Source organism: Methanolapillus ohkumae (assembly GCF_032594355.1).
In the GTDB taxonomy this organism is placed as follows: domain Archaea; phylum Halobacteriota; class Methanosarcinia; order Methanosarcinales; family Methanosarcinaceae; genus Methanolapillus; species Methanolapillus ohkumae.
In genome coordinates this window covers 984638-1003786 of sequence record NZ_CP131061.1, presented here as the reverse complement: position 1 = coordinate 1003786, position 19149 = coordinate 984638, and the positions used below count along the sequence as shown (strand labels likewise).

Sequence of the window (19149 nt, the reverse complement as noted above, 5' to 3'; positions counted from 1 at the left end):
TCTCTTTTTACGGATAATTTACGGATGAAATTAAAATTATATGAGTTCGTCTTGCGCTTCTAAAATCATGTCAAAAGCTTCAATGGTCAGCCGGGCTTCCTCTTCCGTAATTACCGAAATCGCGTAGCCGACGTGAACCAAAACGTGGTCGCCGACATTAACTTCGGATGCGCCGCCCAGCAAATCTAAACTGACTTCCCGAAAAACACCGCCAAAATCCACCTCAGCTTTGCTTTCTCCTGTAATTCTTGAAATTTTTCCGGGTATAGCAATACACATTTTTAATTTCCCTCTCTTGCAATCGTTTTGCAAATTTTAATAAATTTTAATAAATTTAAGCCAATCATTCAACTCAGCAAATATTAAAATGTTATATCACGTTTTTTCATTATCTTTGACGAACTAAAAAATTTACTTTTATTTAAATTGATTGGGCTGTAAAAGCAAAATCAAATAAAATCAAAAAATAAAATCAAAAATAAATAAAATAGTTATTTCGGAATAAATTCAAGAGAGATGGAATTGACACAATGCCGTATGTTTTTTTCGGTCAGCCGTTCCCCTTCAAAAACATGTCCCAAATGCGCGCCGCAGTTCTTGCAAATGATTTCAATTCGAAAACCGTCTTTGTCCGGAATTCTTTGGATGACATCCGGGATTTCATCGTCAAAACTCGGCCATCCGCATCCGGACTCAAATTTGTCGTCCGATTTATATAGGGCGGCGCCGCACCTTTTACAAACATAAATACCCTGCTCTTTGTTGTGAAGAAGTTTTCCGGAAAAGGGCGGCTCCGTCCCTTTGTAAATAATCACGCGTTCTTCTTCCGAGGTTAACTTTTTGAAAAGATTGGATTTATTTTCAGGCATGACTTGATTTATATTTATTATACTATATATTTTTAATTTTTATTTCTAATTTAAAATCGGCGGCGGGTATTTTTGTTGTGGCTGCGACATTTGTTTCTAAAGTTTCCAGTTTATTGCATCTGTTTCACGATACATTTCAGATTACAATAACAATCCGATTCAATCAGATGCGAAACGCATCTGATTGAATCTGGAGGGCTTGTTTGATTGGGATAAGAGTTGTTTTGCTGCAACAGAAAAAAAATTATTTTGCAAAAAACCGGCGGTGTGGTTTGCCGGGAGGCGCACGCAGTCAAAACTGGCATCCGGTTTTTAAGAAAAAAATAAAACCGGAGACAAATTTCATAAAAAAGAAAATAGGAAAATAAAAACAAGATTAAGCGTAGCCTTCCAAAATTTTACTTTTCGGATGCTCATCATCTGCTTCTTGTTTTTGGTTTTTGAAAATCGGGCCGAACTTTCGCTCATAATCTTTCACATTTTGGTCCAGCCATCGGGATAGTTCAAGGGCGGCAACCGGCGACAGTATGATTTCGCTTCCGATTTTGCGCTGAATTTTTCGCATTCCGTTTCCGCGGACCAAATCCGGTTCATCATTGTAAAAACTGATCCTAAAGTCATACAAATTGTTGACGCCAATCGCGCCGATCGCGTAAAATTGTTTAAAGTCCGGCTCTTTGGAAATTTCAACGACGACTTCAATTTTTTGCGGCTCTTGGTTGTTTTTTGGCTTGTTTTCATTTTCCATGGAAGTTCAATCCTGTTTTATTTTTGTTTTATTTTTGCTTTTACTCTTGTTTTATTCTTTTTTACTTTAAAAGTTAAGGAAGAATAGTTCATTTAACATTTAAATTTTGACATAATTTCACATCTCTTTTGATAACTTATGATAAAGGCTTTTTATACTATCAACAGATAGGAAAAGGCATGACAAAACAGACAATCGGGTCAGAATTCATTTCTTCTTCCAAATTTCATTCCAATCCTTCCAATGTGAATCTGAACAAAAAAAAATCGGCGAGCGGCGGCTATTACGCTAAAGGAAAAAATCCAAACGGCACCGAAAACGAAAATAATAACAGAAACGAAAGCCGAACCGAAAATAAAAATAAAAGAGAAAATAAAAATTTCGGAAAAAATAACAATCGCGTCTTTTATGAAAACAATTCCATTTATTGGTGCGGCAGCTGTAACTTGCCTCTGATTGGTGAAAAATGTGGCATTTGCGGACAGTCGGGACGGGAAATTCTGTTGTCTCAGCCGGCTGACGTTCGTTTTGCGCAAGGATATGATATTGAGCTTGTCCGCAAGCACTTTTTAAAACTTTTTTCCTGCGACCCGCTGGAAGGGCGCGTTTTTTTGCTCAATAAAATCCCCGGCGACGACCAAACGCTTGAAGTCATTGCCGACGGTTTTCTTATCGGCGTTCTTCGGTTCGATTTGAAAAAATTGGATTTTGTCTTCGAACTTTCACCCGATGGCGCTCGGCTCTTTTTTGCCGAGCCGTACATTTTCGCGGCCGCCAACCGGATTGTAGAAATTCAAAAGGCAAAGGCGCACTTAAACGGCAAAAACATTTCCTTTGAAATGATTGAGCATTTTCCGGCCGGAATTGCGGCCGGTGAAACGATTCTTCTCAAAAGCGGAAACCTCATCGGCTATGGAATTTCTCATGTCGGAAGCGATGATTTTTTCCAAATTCAAAAAAGCGGCGTCCCAAAATCCACGCTGAGCAACGATGATGTGAAACGGCAGCAAATCCTTAAAGTCAAAAATATTGCCGCCGATGCGCCGCTGATTCTCTCGTCCAAAAAACCCGGCATGGATGAAATTGTGGATGCCAATAAAGAATACATCAAAAATCTCGGAAAAGATGCCCTCAATACGATTAAAGGTGTTGTCAACGCAAAAGAACAGGCTCAAAAACCTGTCTACGTCTCTTTCAGCGGCGGCAAAGACAGCCTTGTTGTTTTGGATTTGGCGGTCCAAGCACTCCAAAACAAAAGCCGGCCAACGCCCTTTACGGCAATTTTCTTTAATACCGGAATTGACTATCCCGAAACCATCGAATTCGCCCGAAACTTTTGCGCCGAGCGCAACATTCCATATAAAGAATTTGATGCCGGCGACGACTTTTGGAGAACCTTAAAAAGGAAGGACCATCCGACCAAAGATTCACGCTGGTGCTGTAAAGTCTGCAAACTCAATTCCGGAAACAAACTGGGCGGCGGCAAAGATCACATTTCTCTTGACGGAAAACGCAAGCATGAGTCATTCATGCGCGCGAAAATTCCCGCCATGGACACCAACCCCAACGTTTTCGGTCAACTCAATGTTTTTCCGATTCGGGAGTGGCGCGCCATTGAAGTTTGGCTCTACATCCGCTGGAGAAAACTGCCGTACAATCCGCTTTATGACAATGGTTTGGAACGAATCGGCTGTTGGATGTGCCCCGCCGCGTTTCAGGCGGAATATGCCCGGATGACGGAAATTCATCCGGAGCTTGCGAAAATTTGGGAAAATTATCTGTCCGGCTGGGCGGAAAAAGAAGGCGTGTCCAAAGAGTATACCGATCACGGATTTTGGCGTTGGGAAAAATTGCCGCCCAAAATGGTAAAATTGTCGGAAGAGCTGGGCATCGAATTAAAAGAATCACAAATCGGAAACGGTATTGATGAGAATGATGATTTGCAGGATGATTTTGGAAACAAAAACGAACGGGCAGGCTATAATGTAAATAATAAAAATAATAAAAATAAAAACAACCACCCCAAATCATTCTCCTCCGGCTCAAATTCATCTTCGGCAAAATCGTCCGGTTCCAATTCGTCTTCATCAAGATTGTCCGGCTCACCCAAACCATCCGGTTCGGCAAAATCATCTTTGGGAAAAACATTCCATAAACCCCCAACATCCGATTCGACAAAATCACCCGGTTCCGGAAAAACAAATTCAGGAAAGCCAAACTCCGGCCGAAGTTCAAAACCAAAAACAAATACAAGAACAAATACCAAAGGAAAACAGTCGCCGGTTAACCGTGGCAGAAAAGGCGGCTAAAACAGTCCGAATTCATTGATTGCATTTATTGATCTTATTATATTAAAACTTGAATTTAAAGAAATATATGAATTTAAATAATTGAATGGCATTTCATTGTCTCAAATAAACGAAGGTGTCAATTTTTATGCAAATGCTTCTCATTCACTCGGATTACATCGAGTATGAAACCAAAAAGAAAACCAAAATGGCCGAAGAAATCGGCGACGATATGAAAGCCGGACGGCTTGAAGAAGCCCTGACGGCATTTATCGCGGTGGAAAAGTGCGATGAAGCCAATCCGGACGGCGTTGTGGCGGCAGCCGTTTCTCAAATTAAAAATACACTGGAACAAGTCAAAGCCGACAAAGTCATGGTTTATCCGTACGCCCACCTCAGTTCCAGCCTGTCCACGCCGGATGTCGGAATTTCCGTATTAAAAGGAATCGAAGCCGCGCTTCTTGCGGAGAAAATCATTGTCAAGCGCGCACCATTTGGCTGGTACAAATCCTTTAAAATCAGTTGCAAAGGCCACCCGCTCTCGGAACTCTCCAAGCATATTTCCGTGGACGATGAAAGTGCTGATGGCTGCTGCTGCGGGTCCGTAAAACCGTCGGCTTCTGCGTCCTCCGTATCATCTTCCTCTTCTGCATCCGCCGCCTCAATGCCGGCCACCAAAGCAACCGCCGCGCTGAAAGCCAACGCTTGCGGCGCCAATGTTCAATTATCCGAAGATGGCGACGTTCTTTCCGAAGCCTTAAAATCCGAAAGTGTCGCCAAATCGTACTTTAAAATTCTCGGGACCGACGGTCAATTTTATGAGCCGGCGGAATTTGATTTATCCAAATATCCCAATTTGAAAAAGTTTGTCAATTATGAAATTTCTAAGAACCGGGCGGTTAATTCTGCGCCGCCGCACGTCGAACTCATGAAACGGCTGGAACTGGCCGACTATGAACCCGGGTCTGACTCCGGAAACATGCGCTTTTATCCCAAAGGCCGCCTTATGAAATCGCTTTTGGAAATGTATGTGGTCGACCGAACCGTTGTGGATTTCGGCGCGATGGAAGTCGAAACGCCGATTATGTACGACATGAACCATCCGACGCTGAAAAAGTATTTGGACCGGTTCCCGGCACGGCAATATTCGATTGAATCCGATAAACGCCAGCTGTTTTTGCGGTTTGCCGCCTGTTTCGGACAATTCCTGATGAATCACGACATGACGATTTCATACCGCAATATGCCGCTTAAAATGGTTGAACTCACCCGTTACAGTTTTAGAAAGGAACAGCGTGGAGAACTTGTCGGATTGCGCCGGCTGCGTGCGTTTACCATGCCCGACATGCACACGCTTTGCCGCGGAATGCCGGACGCGGTCGACCAATTTTTGTCTCAATATGAATTCTGTATTGACATTTTGGACAACGTCGGCATAAAAGTCAGCGACTTTGAAATCGCGATTCGCTTCACGAAAGACTTTTACAATGAAAACAAAAGCCTGATTGAGACGATGGTAAAGAAAGTGAACAAGCCGGTTCTTATTGAAATGTGGGATACCCGCTTCTTCTATTTTGTTCTCAAATTCGAATTTAACTATGTGGACAGCTTGGAAAAAGCAAGCGCGCTCTCTACGGTTCAAATCGATGTCGAAAATGCGGAACGCTACGACATCACCTACACCGATTCCGATGGCGAACTCAAGCGTCCGACCATCTTGCACTGCTCTCCAAGCGGCGCGATTGAAAGATGTATTTACGCGCTTCTCGAAAAAGCCGCGATGGTCTCGGCCGCCGGCAAAGTTCCGACTCTTCCGACCTGGCTTTCTCCGACCCAAGTGCGTGTGATTCCGGTCACGGAAAAGAATCTCGCCGCGGCGGATGCCATTGCCGGAAAAATCAAATACCGGGTCGATGTGGATGACCGTGAACTGACACTGGGCAAAAAAATCCGGGAAGCCGGAACCGAATGGATTCCCTACACCGTTGTTATCGGCGACAAAGAAGCCGAAACCGGCAATTTAACCGTCACCATTCGTTCCAAATCCGAGCCGGAAAAGCCGTTTAAAATGGAAATGACCGTTGACGCTCTTAACGAAATGATTAAAGCTGAAACGGAAAACAAACCATTCCGGGCATTACCGCTTCCGAAATATTTGTCTAAGAGGGCGAAATTCGCCTCTTAAACATTTATTTTTTATTTTATTGTAATTTTACTTTGTTTTTGTAATCTTACTTTATTTTGTTTTTATTTTTTCATCTATTTTATTTTTATAAATTAGCCGATCGATTTCGATATATTTATAAAAGAACAAGTTTATGCTTCATTTGTATTTTTAAAATTTTTGAGGTTATCAACATGCAATTAACCATCCAAAATGTGGCTAAGATTTCCCATGCTGCGATTGATTTTAATGGAATTACCGTAATCGCCGGAGAAAACAATACGGGAAAAAGCACAGTTGGAAAGGTGTTGTATTGCATTTTTACTTCGTTTTATGAATCTGAAAATAAAATAAATCAAGAAAAGAAAAATCTTATTGGGTCGGATATTTCTAAGGCTTTGTATCCAAAAAATATTGGTTATGGTTATCCGAGTTCACTTTTTGATGATTTTTTAAAAATAGATATTAAAAATAAAAACCATGAAAATTTATTGAACCTTTTATTGAAAGTTTCTTCATTAAATAATTCTTCATTAGAGGAGATTTTAAGCAAGGAGGAAATGAATATACTTTGTAATAATATCTTTGAAACATTGTCTGTTCAAAATGATTACATACTCAAAGAAATCATTACAAAGGTTTTTCGGAGTGAATTTAATTCTCAAACAAATCATGTTAATTTTAAAAACAAAGCTCAAATAAATCTTAAAATAAAAAAAGATAGCTTAGAATTAGTTTTGTCAGATAACAAATGTATCAATTTTAAAAATACAATTTCTTTTTTTAATGATTCCATTTATATTGATAATCCTTTTTCAATTGATGAATTTGAGTTTCAGGGTTCAATCTCTGGAAAACCTGTAAGCATGTATAATCACAAGAGTCAACTCCATTTGAAGTTCAGTTTGGATTCAGATTCTATTGAAGATATTATTGTCAAAGGGCGTAATGAATCGAAATTGGCTCCAATAATCGAAAAAATGAACTTGGCAATATCCGGAGATTTTTCAAAAATTAACAATAATCGTATTGTTTTTAAAGAAAATAATTTGTCAGAACCCCTTTATTTACCAAATCTTTCAACCGGAATGAAAACTTTTGCAATTATCAAACGGTTAATTGAAAATGGAAGTATCCGGGATAAAGGCATCTTGATTTTAGATGAACCGGAAATCCATTTGCATCCAGAGTGGCAACTTATTTTTGCGGAAATATTGGTTTTATTACAAAAAACCTTTAATTTGAATATTTTAATCAATACGCACAGTCCATACTTCTTGAATGCAATCGAAGTTTTTTCTTTAAAATATAATGTTGACGACAAATGCAAATATTACTTGGCAGAATTGGAAGAAAATGGAATTTCCGCAACAATTCGTGATGTTTCGGATGATACGGAATTAATTTATGAAAAACTGGCTGCCCCGTTACAAAAATTAGAAGATATTGAATGGGGTGCAGATTCATGATTCATGAAAAATGTATGCTTTTTAATCCTGAATTTCAAAGTACTTTAAAAGAGACATCTGAAGACACAAAAGCCAAGGAATTTATGACAACATGTTCGATGGATGCCATAAATTTTGATAAAATAATGCAATGTTACGCCAACCAAATCCGGTGTCCGATTCCAAAATCTTGCGATTCTTTGGTTGTTAGAAATGATGAGTTGTATTTAATTGAATTCAAAAATGGAAAAATTGATGATGAAGTCAACATGAATATTAAACTCAAAATTTATGAAAGTCTTTTAGTTCTATTAGATGTTGTTGAAAAAAATATTCGCTATTCTAGGGAGCATGTACATTTGATTCTTGTTTATAATGAATCCAAATTTCATCCCAGTAAGCAGTTCAAAAAATATCGAAAATCTAAAGCATTCATTGGCAAAAAGATTTCATCTTATGCAGAAAAACCGTTTATTCAATTTGGTTTAAACAATTTTCAAAATTTTCATTTTAAAACCGTCAACACTTATACGCAACAGGAATTTGAGGAAAATTTTGTGAATATGATTTCTTCAAGTTCATAATTTTTTAATCTATGAATATCATAATTTACAATCTATGAATATTTTTTTCATTATTTTCATTATTTTCATTTTTATTTTCGAATATTTGGATTCATTTCCGATAAAAACCATAAAAACCAGGTGGGGTAATGGCTTTCAACTCATCAAGTACAAAAAACGATCGAACGAAAATTGATCTTGAAAAATATACCGACAAATATTTTTTGCGGGCCTACGAGATTTTAAAAAATGACCGCTTAAATCCGTATGTGCGGGCACAAGTGTTTGTTCGAAAAGGTCCCGGTATCGTTTCCGGGATGGAAGAAGCTGTCTCTTTTATTTTAAACCATTCGGACCTGATCCAAAACGGCGGACACATTTTCGCGTTGTCCGACGGGGATTCTTACAACCCGCTGGAAACACTTCTCATGATCGAGGGTCGTGTTTTAGATTTGATTCGCTTAGAAACGGTTTATTTAGGAATCATCAGTTCGGCGCTTGCAATTCAAAACGATGGGCAAAAGCTTAATTTTGAAAAGATTGAAAACAATATGCGGCAAATTGTGGAAGCGGCCGGCGGCCGACCGGTAACATATTTTGGCGCGCGCCACTGGCATTATTCCAAAGACGCGGACATTTCAAAAGCCGCCATTTGCGGGGGAGCAGCCGGCGCCGCAACCGACGCGGGTGCTGAAATTCTCCATCAAAAAGGCGTCGGCACAATTCCGCACGCATTGGAAAACATTTATGCTTGGCGGGACGGTAAAGAAAATGCCGTTTTAAATTCAACCCTGGCTTTTGATAAATACATGCCCAAAGACATCAAACGGATTGCTCTGATTGATTATAACAACCAAGAAGTCGACGACACCTTAAAAGTTGCGCGTTTGATCTCATCTCTTTTTGCGGTTCGGGTGGACACGTGCGGCGAAAATATAGGACAGGGGGCGCTTTCCATGGCCGATTTTATCGGCAAATCAAATGCGGAAAAAGAAGAAATAATTCGCAAATTTTTCGGGCTTTTAAATCCGATTTCTATTTCTCCGGAAAATGAGATTTATTGGTTTGGAACCGGCGTTTCGATTTCCGGCGTTTACGCCATTCGAAAAGCGCTGGATGAAAACGGATTTTCTCATATTCAGGTGATGTTGTCCAGCGGCTTTGGAAAAATCGAGAAGGTGCGGGAGTTTGTCCGGGCCGAAAAGCTTCTCGGCATGAAATTATTTGACAGCCTCGGCGTCGGTGGAATTTATGATTCGCGGGACGCGACCATGGATATTGTCGCCGTCGGAAATTCTCTTTCCGAGTTGGTTCCGGTATCTAAAGTCGGACGGATGGAGCGGAAAAACCCGCGGCTGAAACAAATCCAATAATTGCAAAAATCCAATAAAAACCAAGAACCGTGAAGCCCGATTTTTGGAAGAAACAAGAGAATAAGAACATGTTGCCTCAAAAATTAAGGGATTTTGCAAAAGAGTATATTTCCTCTCTTGAAAACCAATCGCTTCCGGATGGCAAAAAAATTGTCTTAGCACCGGATGAAATTCAAATGCTACCGGCCAACCGCCAAAAAATCGGAGATATTGTTCTGGTGTCTGTTCCGCCGGCACTTGCGCACAAAAAAAAAGAAATCGGGCAGCTTCTTTTAAAAATGGATTCCAACGTGCGTTTGGTTTTAAATGATTTGGGCATTGAGGGACAATTTCGAATTCCGAATCGTGAAATAATTGGGATTTCCGACATTTCCGGTGCCGATGCGGATGCCGCAAATAGGAGCAGTTCTGCCGCTGCTGTAAATTTTCATCCCGGTTGGCTGACAGAAACCATCCATTTGGAAAATAAATGTAAATTCAAATTGGATGCCGCCAAAATTATGTTTTCCAAAGGAAATTTGGAAGAAAAACGTCGCATATCAACGTTATGTGCCGGCGAAACCGTCGTGGACATGTTTGCCGGAATCGGTTATTTTTCCATTCCGATCGCGGTTTATTCCCGTCCGGCGCGGGTCATTTCCATTGAACTCAATCCGATTTCCTATCATTACTTGTGCGAAAATATCCGGCTGAACAAAGTGGAAAATATTGTTGAGCCGGTTTTGGGAGACTGCGCACTTGTCACACCAAAAGAAATTGCTGACCGCGTTTTAATGGGATATGTCGGAACAACGCACTTGTATTTAAATGCCGGAATTTTGGCCATTAAAAGTGAAGGCGGTATTCTTCATTATCATGATACCGTTCCGGAAAAACTTTTCCCAAGCCGTCCGATTCAACAAATCATGGACGCGGCAAAAGAATGCAATCGATTCGCAACGATTTTGGAAACCCGCATCATAAAAAAATATTCGCCGGGCGTTTATCATGTGGTAATTGATGCTCAAATTTCAAAGGTGAGGAGATGAGTTTGGAAAAAATAGAAGCGTCTGTTTTAAAAACCGTTCAATCATCCGGTTTTTCTTGCAAACGCTGCGGGAAATGCTGCACGCGCGAAGACGGTGACAATTCCGTATTTTTGATGCCGGATGAAATCCAATCTATCCAATTATTTCTGACTCAAAATAAGGTCCAAATTCATGATTCAATTTCAATCCATCCGATTCATGAGAAAAACAATCTATCGTCCTCTTCTTTTACGGTTCCGCTGTTTCCGGATTTTTATTCCACAAAAAAAAATTCACCGCCATCTTTTGATTCCCGGCTTATTTTTAAAAATTTGGATTTGATCCGAAATCAAATTACGACGGACGGCATTATTTACACATTTGGGTGGATGCTGAAACGAACGCAAAATGGAACATGTGTCTTTTTGGATCCGAAAACAAATATCTGCCGAATTTATCCGGTTCGTCCGCTCCTATGTAAAACGTATCCGTTTTACATTGATTTTTATGATATGGACCCGGAAAAAAACAAAGCGGATGTCATTGAATGCGAATGTGACGGCTTAGAGACCGTTTCGGTGACGGAAAAAAATGTTTCGAAAGAAATGGCGGCCAACCTTCTGGAACGGGTTTTTAAAGAAAAAAATGACTACATAAAAACAAAAGAAAATTTTGAAAAACATGGGGCAGAGCTGGAAAAAAAGACGACGGAAAAATATGATTTTGTTCAAAAAGCAGGTCAAAATTTTAAAAACGGCTTTTTAAAATTTGTGATTTGCGACAGCACCGGAATTTCGGAAGTTTTCCTTCCGTGGAATGAATTTTATTCAGATACGGAAGCCATCGAATAATTGACTCTGCGGAAATGATTTCTTCAACTGAATAATTTATATTTGAATATGAATGAAAAAGGTATTTAAATATGGAGAAATTCAAATGGATTCATTCTCACATGAATATTTTTCAATTTATTTAATCTATTTAATTTATTAAAAACAGGTCGTGAATCTCATGAATAAAAAACCGATGACACTTTCAGAAAAGATCTTTTCCAAAGCTTCCGGAAAAAATGTTGCGGCAGGAGAATTCGTCATTGCGGATATTGACCGCGCCATGACGCATGATATTACCGGGCCGCTTTCCGTGAAAGGGTTTTATGAAATTATGGAGGGCAAAGACGACAAAAAAGTCTGGGATCCTTCCAAAATCGTCATTGTTTTTGACCACCAGGTTCCGGCGGATTCTCAAAATGCCGCTCAAAATCATATCTTGATGCGAAAATTCGCGACGGACCAAGGCATTTTAAATTACGATGTGTTTGAAGGCGTTTGCCACCAGGTTCTGCCCGAGAAAGGTCACGTTAAGCCCGGAGACCTTATTGTCGGGACAGACTCTCATACGTGCGCTTACGGGGCTTTTGGCGCGTTTTCAACGGGTCTTGGGTCCACCGACATGGCGGCGGTTTTGGCGTCCGGAAAACTCTGGTTTAAAGTTCCGGAAACACTTCGATTCAATGTGCGTGGAAACCTTCCTAAACACGTTTGTTCCAAAGATTTGATTCTTCATTTGATTGGAGATGTCGGCGTGGAAGGCGCACGCTACAAAGCGGCGGAATTTGCCGGGCCGGCCATTCAAAAGATGCAAATGCCTGAGCGCATGACGATGTCCAACATGGCGATTGAAATGGGCGGAAAAGCCGGCTTAATCGAGCCGGACCAGGTGACGGAAAAGTATCTGAAAGAAAGAATTCCGAACTTTTCATTGGATTCATACTGGAAATCGGATGCGGACGCTAATTTTTCAAAAATCCGGGAATATGATGTGTCCGATCTTGAGCCGCAAGTGGCTTGCCCGCACAATGTGGACAACGTGAAGCCGGTTTCGGAACTGGTCGGCACAAAAGTCAATCAAATCTTTGTCGGTTCCTGCACAAACGGGCGGTTTGAAGATATTCAAATGATGATGAATGCGATTGGAAACAATCCGCTGGCAAAAGGCATCCGGCTGATTGTTGTTCCGGCGTCCCGGACCGAGTACATGAAAGCGTTACGCGCCGGATATGTTGAAAAATTAATGGACATTGGCGCGATTGTGGAATCACCTTGCTGCGGACCATGCATGGGCGGATCATTTGGACGGCTTGGAGACGGAGAAGTCGGCTTGTCGACATCCAACCGAAATTTCAAAGGCCGGCAAGGAAGCCCAAATTCCTTTGTTTATTTGTGCTCCCCGGAAACGGCAGGCGCATCCGCCATCACCGGAGAAATTACGGATCCTCGGGAAATTTAAAAACCGGACTGAAAAATTTGGATTGAATTGGAAATAATTTTAAAGATAAAAGCCATTTTCAATTCTAATCTTTCATTTATCATTAATTTTTTATTCATTAATTTTTTTATATTTTTACATTTTATTTTTAAATGTTTTTATTTTTGAATGAAATCCTTCAAATCCAATACACTCAGGAGCGTCTGAAATTGCAAAAAGCGGTGGATTTATCCATTTTATCTCAAATTTATCAAATCATTGAAGACAGAAGCAAAACACAGCCGGAAGGTTCGTATGTTTGCGCTCTTCTCAACGACAAAAAAGGCATCAACAAAATTTTGGAAAAAGTCGGCGAGGAAGCCACGGAAACGATTTTGGCGGCAAAGGACGGAAAGCGTAATGAAATTATTTACGAGACGTCCGATTTGCTTTTCCATTTAATGGTCATGCTTTTTGAATGCGGCGTGACGCCGGAAGAAATCGCAGCCGAACTGTACCGCCGGCATAAATGAAAATGATTGGATTGTTTCATTTCCATTCTTTTTCCAATTTTTGTATCATATCATTTTATCTTTTTATTCCCATCTTCTTATTATGACATCCATCCGGCCCGGAATCGGTGAAAAGACACACAATATTATTTTTAAAACCGATTCTCTTTACTTGCCTTGCACGGTGATTTATTCTCCCAAGCGAAAAAAAACAATCGGATATACCGTTCGGTTTGAAGAAAATGAGGCGGTTTTGTTCGTGCGCGCGCCGGCCGGCCTGTCTTCAAAAGACATTCTGTCCGTTTTGTTCGACAACGAAAAAAATGTGGCTGAGCTTTTAGAAAAAGCGGAAATGAAACAGAACGTGTTGGTTCGTGAATTGAAAAAATCATACAAAAACGGCAGCTTGTTTCATTATATGGGACGGGAATATACGCTGTGCGTGTTTTTTGTCGAGCGGGAAGACAACCGGAGCAACAAAATCGAAATCCGGCTGCTGGAGGGGCAAATCCGGGCGTATTTGCCGGCAAAAATGCTTCATTTAACGCAAGAAGAATGCGAACAAAAAATTAAGAAAGCGGTGGACGGATTTTATCGGGAGCAAGCCGATGTTTTTTTCAAAGCCCGGGTGGATTTTTTCGCCGACAAATATTTGCCGCTTCTGCTCAAAAAACCGAGCTCGGTGGAGGCTGCCAATTACACGGGAAAATGGGGCTGCTGCACCGCTCAAAATGAAATCAAATTGAACTGGGCGCTGATTCAGGCAGATACCCCGATTATTGATTATATTATTATTCATGAGCTTGCACACATCCGCCACAAAAATCATTCCGCTCACTTTTGGAATTTGGTAGAGCAAATGGATCCGAATTTTAAAGAAAAACGAAACTGGCTCAAAGAAAACGGATGGATTTTAGGGTTCAAGTAATCCATTATTCAAGTTAATCCATTATTTTTGATTTTTTCACGATTTTATTATTCAAAATTATCTTCATTTCAAAAAATCATTTTTTCAAAATAATTTTCATTTAAATCATTCAACCAGTTTCATTTTTCAGAGAAAGCATTTTTTCAAAATAATCTTCTCAAAATCATTGAGTTCCGACTTATTTTTTAAATAAATCAATCAAAGTTTTTCGTCATAAAATTTTTATTTCTTTTTTAAAATCTTGAAAAATCTTATCTTCATTTTGAAATTTTGTTTTGAGGGAAAGGATAATATCAATTAAATCTGATAAATTGGATAAGTATGTCAAACCAAATCCTTTATTTATTATGTTTTTTTAAAGTAGGATGTAATTGTTGCAATGGCGGATTTTAAATTGTATTTATTTTTTTCGGGAAAATTGATTTTTTTTCGAAAAATACGATTCAATTCGTTTTTTAAAATCCATTTTTTAATAAGGAGAGGGTCATTTTATGAAAGCAAAAACACTTCTTGTTCTGGGAACGTCTTCAGATGCCGGCAAAAGTTCGGTGGTGACGGCGATTTGTAAAATTTTGTCTGAGAAATACAAAGTTGCCCCCTTTAAAGCTCAAAATATGAGCTTGAATTCCTGGGTTTCCAAAGACGGAAAAGAAATCAGTTTTGCACAAGTGATTCAGGCTTGGGCCGCCGGTGCCGAGCCGGTCCCCGAAATGAATCCGGTGGTTCTCAAACCCAAAGGAGACAGCACCTCTCAAGTGATTGTTCTTGGAGAACATTATGCGGATCGGAGTGCCGGAAATTATTATGAATCCATTGATGAGATGTTTACGATTTTAAACCGCGCGCTTTTGAAATTGGATGAAAATTATAATGTGATTGTGATGGAAGGGGCCGGGGGTGCGGCAGAAATCAATCTTTATGACCGGGACATTGTCAATATCGGAACCGCGCGCCTGACAAAGGCGCCGATTATTTTGGTGGGTGACATTGAGCGCGGCGGTGTTTTTGCAAGTTTGTACGGAACAGTCATGCTGCTTCCGGAAGATGTCAAAAAGAATGTCAAAGGATTTGTCATCAACAAATTCCGGGGAGATCCGACGATTTTAAAGCCGGGCTTGGACCAACTGGAAAAAATGACCGGCATTCCGGTTTTGGGGGTGATGCCGTACTTTAAATTGCGCATTCCATCCGAGGATTCCATGTCTTTCCACGAAAAAGCCGGATCCGGAACCATTCCGGATGAAAAGAAAGGATGCGGCCAGAAGACCGGATTAAACATTGCGGTCATTCAGCTTCCGAAAATTTCCCACTTCAATGATTTTGAGGTTTTGGAATCGCAAGCGCTTGTCCGGTATGTTTCGCCGGGCGATGATTTAAAAAACAACGGCATCTGTCCGGATTTAATTATTTTGCCGGGTTCGGGAACACCGCTTTTGGATTTGACCGTTTTAAAAGAAAGCGGCATGATGAACCAAATTTTAGAATTGAGGGAAAAATTTAATTGTCCGATAATCGGTGTCGGTGAGGGTTATCAGTTTCTTGGAAAAACACTCACCGATTCTCATGGAAATGTTTTTTTTGGATTTAATTTGTTGGATTGTGAAACCGTTTATGAAAAAGAAGAAGGTTACAGTGAAAAACCGGTTCGAATTACGGTAACTGTGGGCGCCTCCGACAAAACGGATTTGGGTCCAATTTTAAAGCAGATTTCCGGAATCCGGTTGGAAGGCTTTTTTGCCCATAGCGGAAAAACAAAAACCGTCTCCCCTATTTTTGGAGACGACGGTGCTTTGGGTGCCGGCGGCTTGGTGATTGGAACGTCCATGCATGGATTATTTGACAACAAACCTTTCAGGGTCGCTCTTTTGAAGTATTTGGCCTCTCGAAAAGGTATTTCTTACGTAGAAGAAGAAGCGTTTACTGTTCAGGATGGATTTGCCGAACTGGCAGCTGTTTTTGAAAAGAATGTGGATATGAAAGCAATTTACAAAATAATGGAATTGGAATGAGAATCGGTGGTTTTGTTTTTCAACAAAATCCGTGTTTGATTTTGTTGAAAAATTTAAAAATTTTGTTGCCATAACGTGCGCAGCAACAACATTTGTTTTTGAATTATAAATACAGTTGCGGGCGCATGTAAAAATCGACACAAGCCTGTCACCCGCTCAAAAATATAAAATATACTCTAAAAAATAAAATCAATAATAACTGACGTTTTGAGGTGTTTTCCCGACCAATAATTGAATGATATCGACGTATTCATCTTTGACCGTATACACAATCGGTGTTTTGTAGGATTCTTTATGTGATTTTAAGATTCCGACCTTGGATTGGATATATCCGACCATAGACGCGACCTCATTGCGCGTGACGATATATTCTTTGGAAATTAAGTCATGAATTTGGTCGACGGTGAATTCTTTGCATTTGATGACGAGATTCAGGAATTTTTTCCGGTATCCGGTCACGTCTGCAGCAATGAATTTTTCGAGTCTTGTCATAATACTGGCTTTTAATGACATAAATTCAGAGCTCCCTTTTTTTAGATTTGTGTGACAATGTTTTAGTTTTAAACAATTAGTTTTATCTGTAAACATTTCGTTTGGTAATTTATGGTATTACAATTGTGGCGTCAACGAAAATGTTTTGTTTTTTGTATTGAAGTCAAAATATAATAAATAAAAATGAGGATATTTATTATATTCTTTGAATATTAGCAAGTGGAAAATATATAAACTTTATGTTTAAATGATATGATTATATGATTCATCTATTTGATTTTGGAATTTCAGGTGATTTTGAGTGATATTCAGATACAGTCGAAAAGATAACCGTCTTTTTTTGGAACAGACACCGTTGTCGCTGATTGATAATGAAATGAATGAAATCGGCGCCTGTATCAAGTGTTTGGGCCGGCTGGAATCTGTCAGTTCTTACAGATTACTCAATGACAATGAAAACAATGAGCCGGAATATACGGTGGTTTCAAAATGCGACTCTTGCTTTTCTTTTTATGTGGATCTTTATGATTCAAATTGGACATGGATCCATGAAGTGGAGCCGGTTGTTTTTGAAAATAGTATTCCGGATGAAATCAATGATTCCGATAAAATTCAAAAACCCAATACGGAAAAAGATTTTCCAGATCAAAAATCAATTTCCGATGGTTCGGATTTGTTGGCCGGCGGCATAGATTTATCTGCCGATGTCATGGGTTTTTCAGACCAAAAAATCATTTTATCCGGACCGGAGCCTTCCAAAACAAAATCGAAAGCAAAAATAAAAACAAAAACAAACCGAAAATACAAAATTCCGGTTTATTCTGATATAATCGAATCGGCCGACGATTTACGTCAAATTCCGGATGTTCAATTAAAATCCGTATTTTCAAAAGCCGAAATTGATGCCATGATGGCAAAAGCTGATGGCAAAAAACCGGTTCGTCAATATTTTCACCGGGCGAAAAAAAAATACAAATTATTTGAAGAAATATTCGGCATTAAAATAGATATTGATTAAAATAAATCTAATATAAAATCTGAAATTAAATTAAATATTAAAATAAAATCTGAAATTAAATTAAATCTGAAATCGTATTTAAAAAACGCATCGGCAAATCTGTTGTCATTGTATATGATGACAACAAATCAATTCAAAAAAGAGTAAAATTAAAGATTTAAATTTTGCCGGCCGGCAAAATTTACACAAAAATTTGCGGCAAATTATTGTTCCCGGTTCCTCTTATTTTGATCATTAAGAGAGTTATTTGTCTGTTCGAATTTTAAAGGTTTAATTTATTCTAAAAGTAAAAATTTAAAGGCTGTATTTGAAAATATATCTATGATATAATTTAATATAATTACATATTTTAGAGAAATAATAGATTATTATATTTATAAATTATCAACTTACAGTCAGAAATAAATAATGCAGTGCAATTATTTTTAACTATATTTATATTATATTTTTTGAACTAAATGGTGTAGACTAAATGATTAAAAAAGAGATACATCCATATAGCCATTCTTCCGAAAATTTAGAAGATAAAAGAAATGAATTTTTTGGAAGTATACCCTCCAAAAAATAGATTTTTTAAAAAATGATTTTAAAATTTTTGGAAAATATCTATTCTGGTAGAATATAGGAATATAATTTGATCCGGAATAAAATTTCAAAAAAATGGTTTTTTTGGAAACTCAATCATTCTATATACTTTAGGAATAGAGGGTTTTAGAACTATTTCATCCCCATTTAATGAAAAAAAGATAATTTTTGAGAAATATCTGTAAAGAAAGAGTATTGTTCTTATAGACTATGGGATTTAAAATTAATGAAAAAATAAAAAATAAGATAATATGATTTAAGAAAAAAATCCGGTTTTTTAAAAAAAAACTTTAAACAATTTTTTTAAAATATTATGTCAAAATTAGATGTTATTAAGTCAAAATTGATTTTTATTAAGTCAAATTGGATTTTATCAAATTTATCAGGATATTTATCAAATTAAATCCGGTCCTTTACAAAAAAATAATTTTTTTTTTGCGGCCGGATCTTTGACTTCCGGATTTATCCAAAAACCAATAACATACATAATATTTTGATTTTTAAAAGAACTTTATCAAATAAAATAATCAATAATATATTTTTTAAAAACCATATTTAATTATACATCTTTAAAGGTTTTTAAAAAAATCCAATATGTTTTCAAATAATATGTTTTAAAAGAACTATATTTAATTTATATTTTTTAATCAAAAGTTGGTAGATTTATTGAATTGAATTGTTATAGAAACAAATAGTTCTTTTAAAAACTATTTTTAAAAAACTTTTTAAAAAATATACTAATTTCATAGATTTTTTAATAAATATATTAAATTATCTTTTTTAAAAGATAGAGAATAAAAAGATTATTAAAAACTTATTAAAATACACACGAATTTATATAATATACGTGATATATCAAGTTTATTTTAAACTTGTGAAAATTGAAAAAAAAGAATCA

The 19149-nt window shown here is 38.2% G+C and carries 16 protein-coding genes; 12 read left to right on the top strand and 4 right to left on the bottom strand.

The features are described from left to right. Positions 1-36 precede the first annotated feature (36 nt). The 3 genes from MsAm2_RS04305 to MsAm2_RS04295 form a co-directional block, all read right to left on the bottom strand. On the bottom strand, positions 37-279 hold the full coding sequence (locus MsAm2_RS04305; protein WP_338097037.1) for a HypC/HybG/HupF family hydrogenase formation chaperone: 243 nt from the start codon (positions 277-279) through the stop codon (positions 37-39). A gap of 212 nt (positions 280-491) precedes the next feature. Beyond that, a complete protein-coding gene (locus MsAm2_RS04300; RefSeq protein ID WP_338097036.1) occupies positions 492-869 on the bottom strand; it encodes a methionine-R-sulfoxide reductase in 378 nt (125 codons plus the stop codon). Positions 870-1245: 376 nt separating this feature from the next. Continuing rightward, on the bottom strand, positions 1246-1617 hold the full coding sequence (locus MsAm2_RS04295) for a DUF3467 domain-containing protein (protein WP_338097035.1): 372 nt from the start codon (positions 1615-1617) through the stop codon (positions 1246-1248). A gap of 179 nt (positions 1618-1796) precedes the next feature. On the opposite strand from MsAm2_RS04295, the gene MsAm2_RS04290 reads away from it, so the two are divergent. The 11 genes from MsAm2_RS04290 (at position 1797) to MsAm2_RS04240 (ending at position 16156) form a co-directional block, all read left to right on the top strand. After that, positions 1797-3926, top strand: a complete 2130-nt coding sequence (locus MsAm2_RS04290) for a phosphoadenosine phosphosulfate reductase domain-containing protein (RefSeq protein ID WP_338097034.1) — start codon at positions 1797-1799, stop codon at positions 3924-3926. A 127-nt stretch (positions 3927-4053) separates the two neighbouring features. Next, on the top strand, positions 4054-6090 hold the full coding sequence (locus MsAm2_RS04285) for a threonine--tRNA ligase (RefSeq protein ID WP_338097033.1): 2037 nt from the start codon (positions 4054-4056) through the stop codon (positions 6088-6090). 173 nt (positions 6091-6263) lie between these two features. Then, positions 6264-7538, top strand: a complete 1275-nt coding sequence (locus MsAm2_RS04280) for an AAA family ATPase (RefSeq protein WP_338097032.1) — start codon at positions 6264-6266, stop codon at positions 7536-7538. Next, on the top strand, positions 7535-8101 hold the full coding sequence (locus MsAm2_RS04275; RefSeq protein WP_338097031.1) for a hypothetical protein: 567 nt from the start codon (positions 7535-7537) through the stop codon (positions 8099-8101). Before MsAm2_RS04280 ends, MsAm2_RS04275 begins: the two co-directional genes overlap by 4 nt. 128 nt (positions 8102-8229) lie before the next feature. Continuing rightward, the gene (locus MsAm2_RS04270) at positions 8230-9453 is read left to right on the top strand and encodes a beta/alpha barrel domain-containing protein (protein ID WP_338097030.1); all 1224 of its coding nucleotides are present in this window, start codon (positions 8230-8232) and stop codon (positions 9451-9453) included. A 68-nt stretch (positions 9454-9521) separates the two neighbouring features. Then, on the top strand, positions 9522-10481 hold the full coding sequence (locus MsAm2_RS04265; RefSeq protein ID WP_338097029.1) for a class I SAM-dependent methyltransferase: 960 nt from the start codon (positions 9522-9524) through the stop codon (positions 10479-10481). Further along, complete coding sequence (locus MsAm2_RS04260) at positions 10478-11311, top strand: YkgJ family cysteine cluster protein (RefSeq protein ID WP_338097028.1); 834 nt, start codon at positions 10478-10480, stop codon at positions 11309-11311. The genes MsAm2_RS04265 and MsAm2_RS04260 overlap by 4 nt, the downstream gene beginning before the upstream one ends. Before the next feature lie 175 nt (positions 11312-11486). Then, positions 11487-12749, top strand: coding sequence for a 3-isopropylmalate dehydratase large subunit (locus MsAm2_RS04255; RefSeq protein ID WP_420846986.1), 1263 nt, complete (start codon positions 11487-11489; stop codon positions 12747-12749). A 188-nt stretch (positions 12750-12937) separates the two neighbouring features. Further along, on the top strand, positions 12938-13240 hold the full coding sequence (locus tag MsAm2_RS04250; RefSeq protein WP_338097026.1) for a phosphoribosyl-ATP diphosphatase: 303 nt from the start codon (positions 12938-12940) through the stop codon (positions 13238-13240). Positions 13241-13322: 82 nt separating this feature from the next. Further along, entirely contained in the window at positions 13323-14147 is an 825-nt protein-coding gene (locus tag MsAm2_RS04245) for a M48 family metallopeptidase (RefSeq protein ID WP_338097025.1), read from the top strand. Between the two features lie 491 nt (positions 14148-14638). Continuing rightward, the gene (locus tag MsAm2_RS04240) at positions 14639-16156 is read left to right on the top strand and encodes a cobyric acid synthase (RefSeq protein ID WP_338097024.1); all 1518 of its coding nucleotides are present in this window, start codon (positions 14639-14641) and stop codon (positions 16154-16156) included. 189 nt (positions 16157-16345) lie between these two features. Here MsAm2_RS04240 and MsAm2_RS04235 read toward each other — a convergent pair whose 3' ends face one another. Further along, the gene (locus tag MsAm2_RS04235) at positions 16346-16648 is read right to left on the bottom strand and encodes a DUF2551 domain-containing protein (RefSeq protein WP_338097023.1); all 303 of its coding nucleotides are present in this window, start codon (positions 16646-16648) and stop codon (positions 16346-16348) included. A 301-nt stretch (positions 16649-16949) separates the two neighbouring features. On the opposite strand from MsAm2_RS04235, the gene MsAm2_RS04230 reads away from it, so the two are divergent. Further along, positions 16950-17666 (top strand): hypothetical protein, encoded by a 717-nt coding sequence (locus MsAm2_RS04230; RefSeq protein ID WP_338097022.1) that lies wholly within the window; start codon positions 16950-16952, stop codon positions 17664-17666. Positions 17667-19149: the final 1483 nt, after the last annotated feature.

Coding starts and splice junctions, on each gene's coding strand:
- MsAm2_RS04290 (WP_338097034.1), top strand. CDS start 1,797: ATGACAAAACAGACAATCGGGTCAGAATTCATTTCTTCTTCCAAATTT.
- MsAm2_RS04285 (WP_338097033.1), top strand. CDS start 4,054: ATGCAAATGCTTCTCATTCACTCGGATTACATCGAGTATGAAACCAAA.
- MsAm2_RS04275 (WP_338097031.1), top strand. CDS start 7,535: ATGATTCATGAAAAATGTATGCTTTTTAATCCTGAATTTCAAAGTACT.
- MsAm2_RS04300 (WP_338097036.1), bottom strand. CDS start 869: ATGCCTGAAAATAAATCCAATCTTTTCAAAAAGTTAACCTCGGAAGAA.
- MsAm2_RS04265 (WP_338097029.1), top strand. CDS start 9,522: ATGTTGCCTCAAAAATTAAGGGATTTTGCAAAAGAGTATATTTCCTCT.
- MsAm2_RS04235 (WP_338097023.1), bottom strand. CDS start 16,648: ATGACAAGACTCGAAAAATTCATTGCTGCAGACGTGACCGGATACCGG.
- MsAm2_RS04270 (WP_338097030.1), top strand. CDS start 8,230: ATGGCTTTCAACTCATCAAGTACAAAAAACGATCGAACGAAAATTGAT.
- MsAm2_RS04295 (WP_338097035.1), bottom strand. CDS start 1,617: ATGGAAAATGAAAACAAGCCAAAAAACAACCAAGAGCCGCAAAAAATT.
- MsAm2_RS04245 (WP_338097025.1), top strand. CDS start 13,323: ATGACATCCATCCGGCCCGGAATCGGTGAAAAGACACACAATATTATT.
- MsAm2_RS04240 (WP_338097024.1), top strand. CDS start 14,639: ATGAAAGCAAAAACACTTCTTGTTCTGGGAACGTCTTCAGATGCCGGC.
- MsAm2_RS04280 (WP_338097032.1), top strand. CDS start 6,264: ATGCAATTAACCATCCAAAATGTGGCTAAGATTTCCCATGCTGCGATT.
- MsAm2_RS04305 (WP_338097037.1), bottom strand. CDS start 279: ATGTGTATTGCTATACCCGGAAAAATTTCAAGAATTACAGGAGAAAGC.
- MsAm2_RS04260 (WP_338097028.1), top strand. CDS start 10,478: ATGAGTTTGGAAAAAATAGAAGCGTCTGTTTTAAAAACCGTTCAATCA.
- MsAm2_RS04255 (WP_420846986.1), top strand. CDS start 11,487: ATGACACTTTCAGAAAAGATCTTTTCCAAAGCTTCCGGAAAAAATGTT.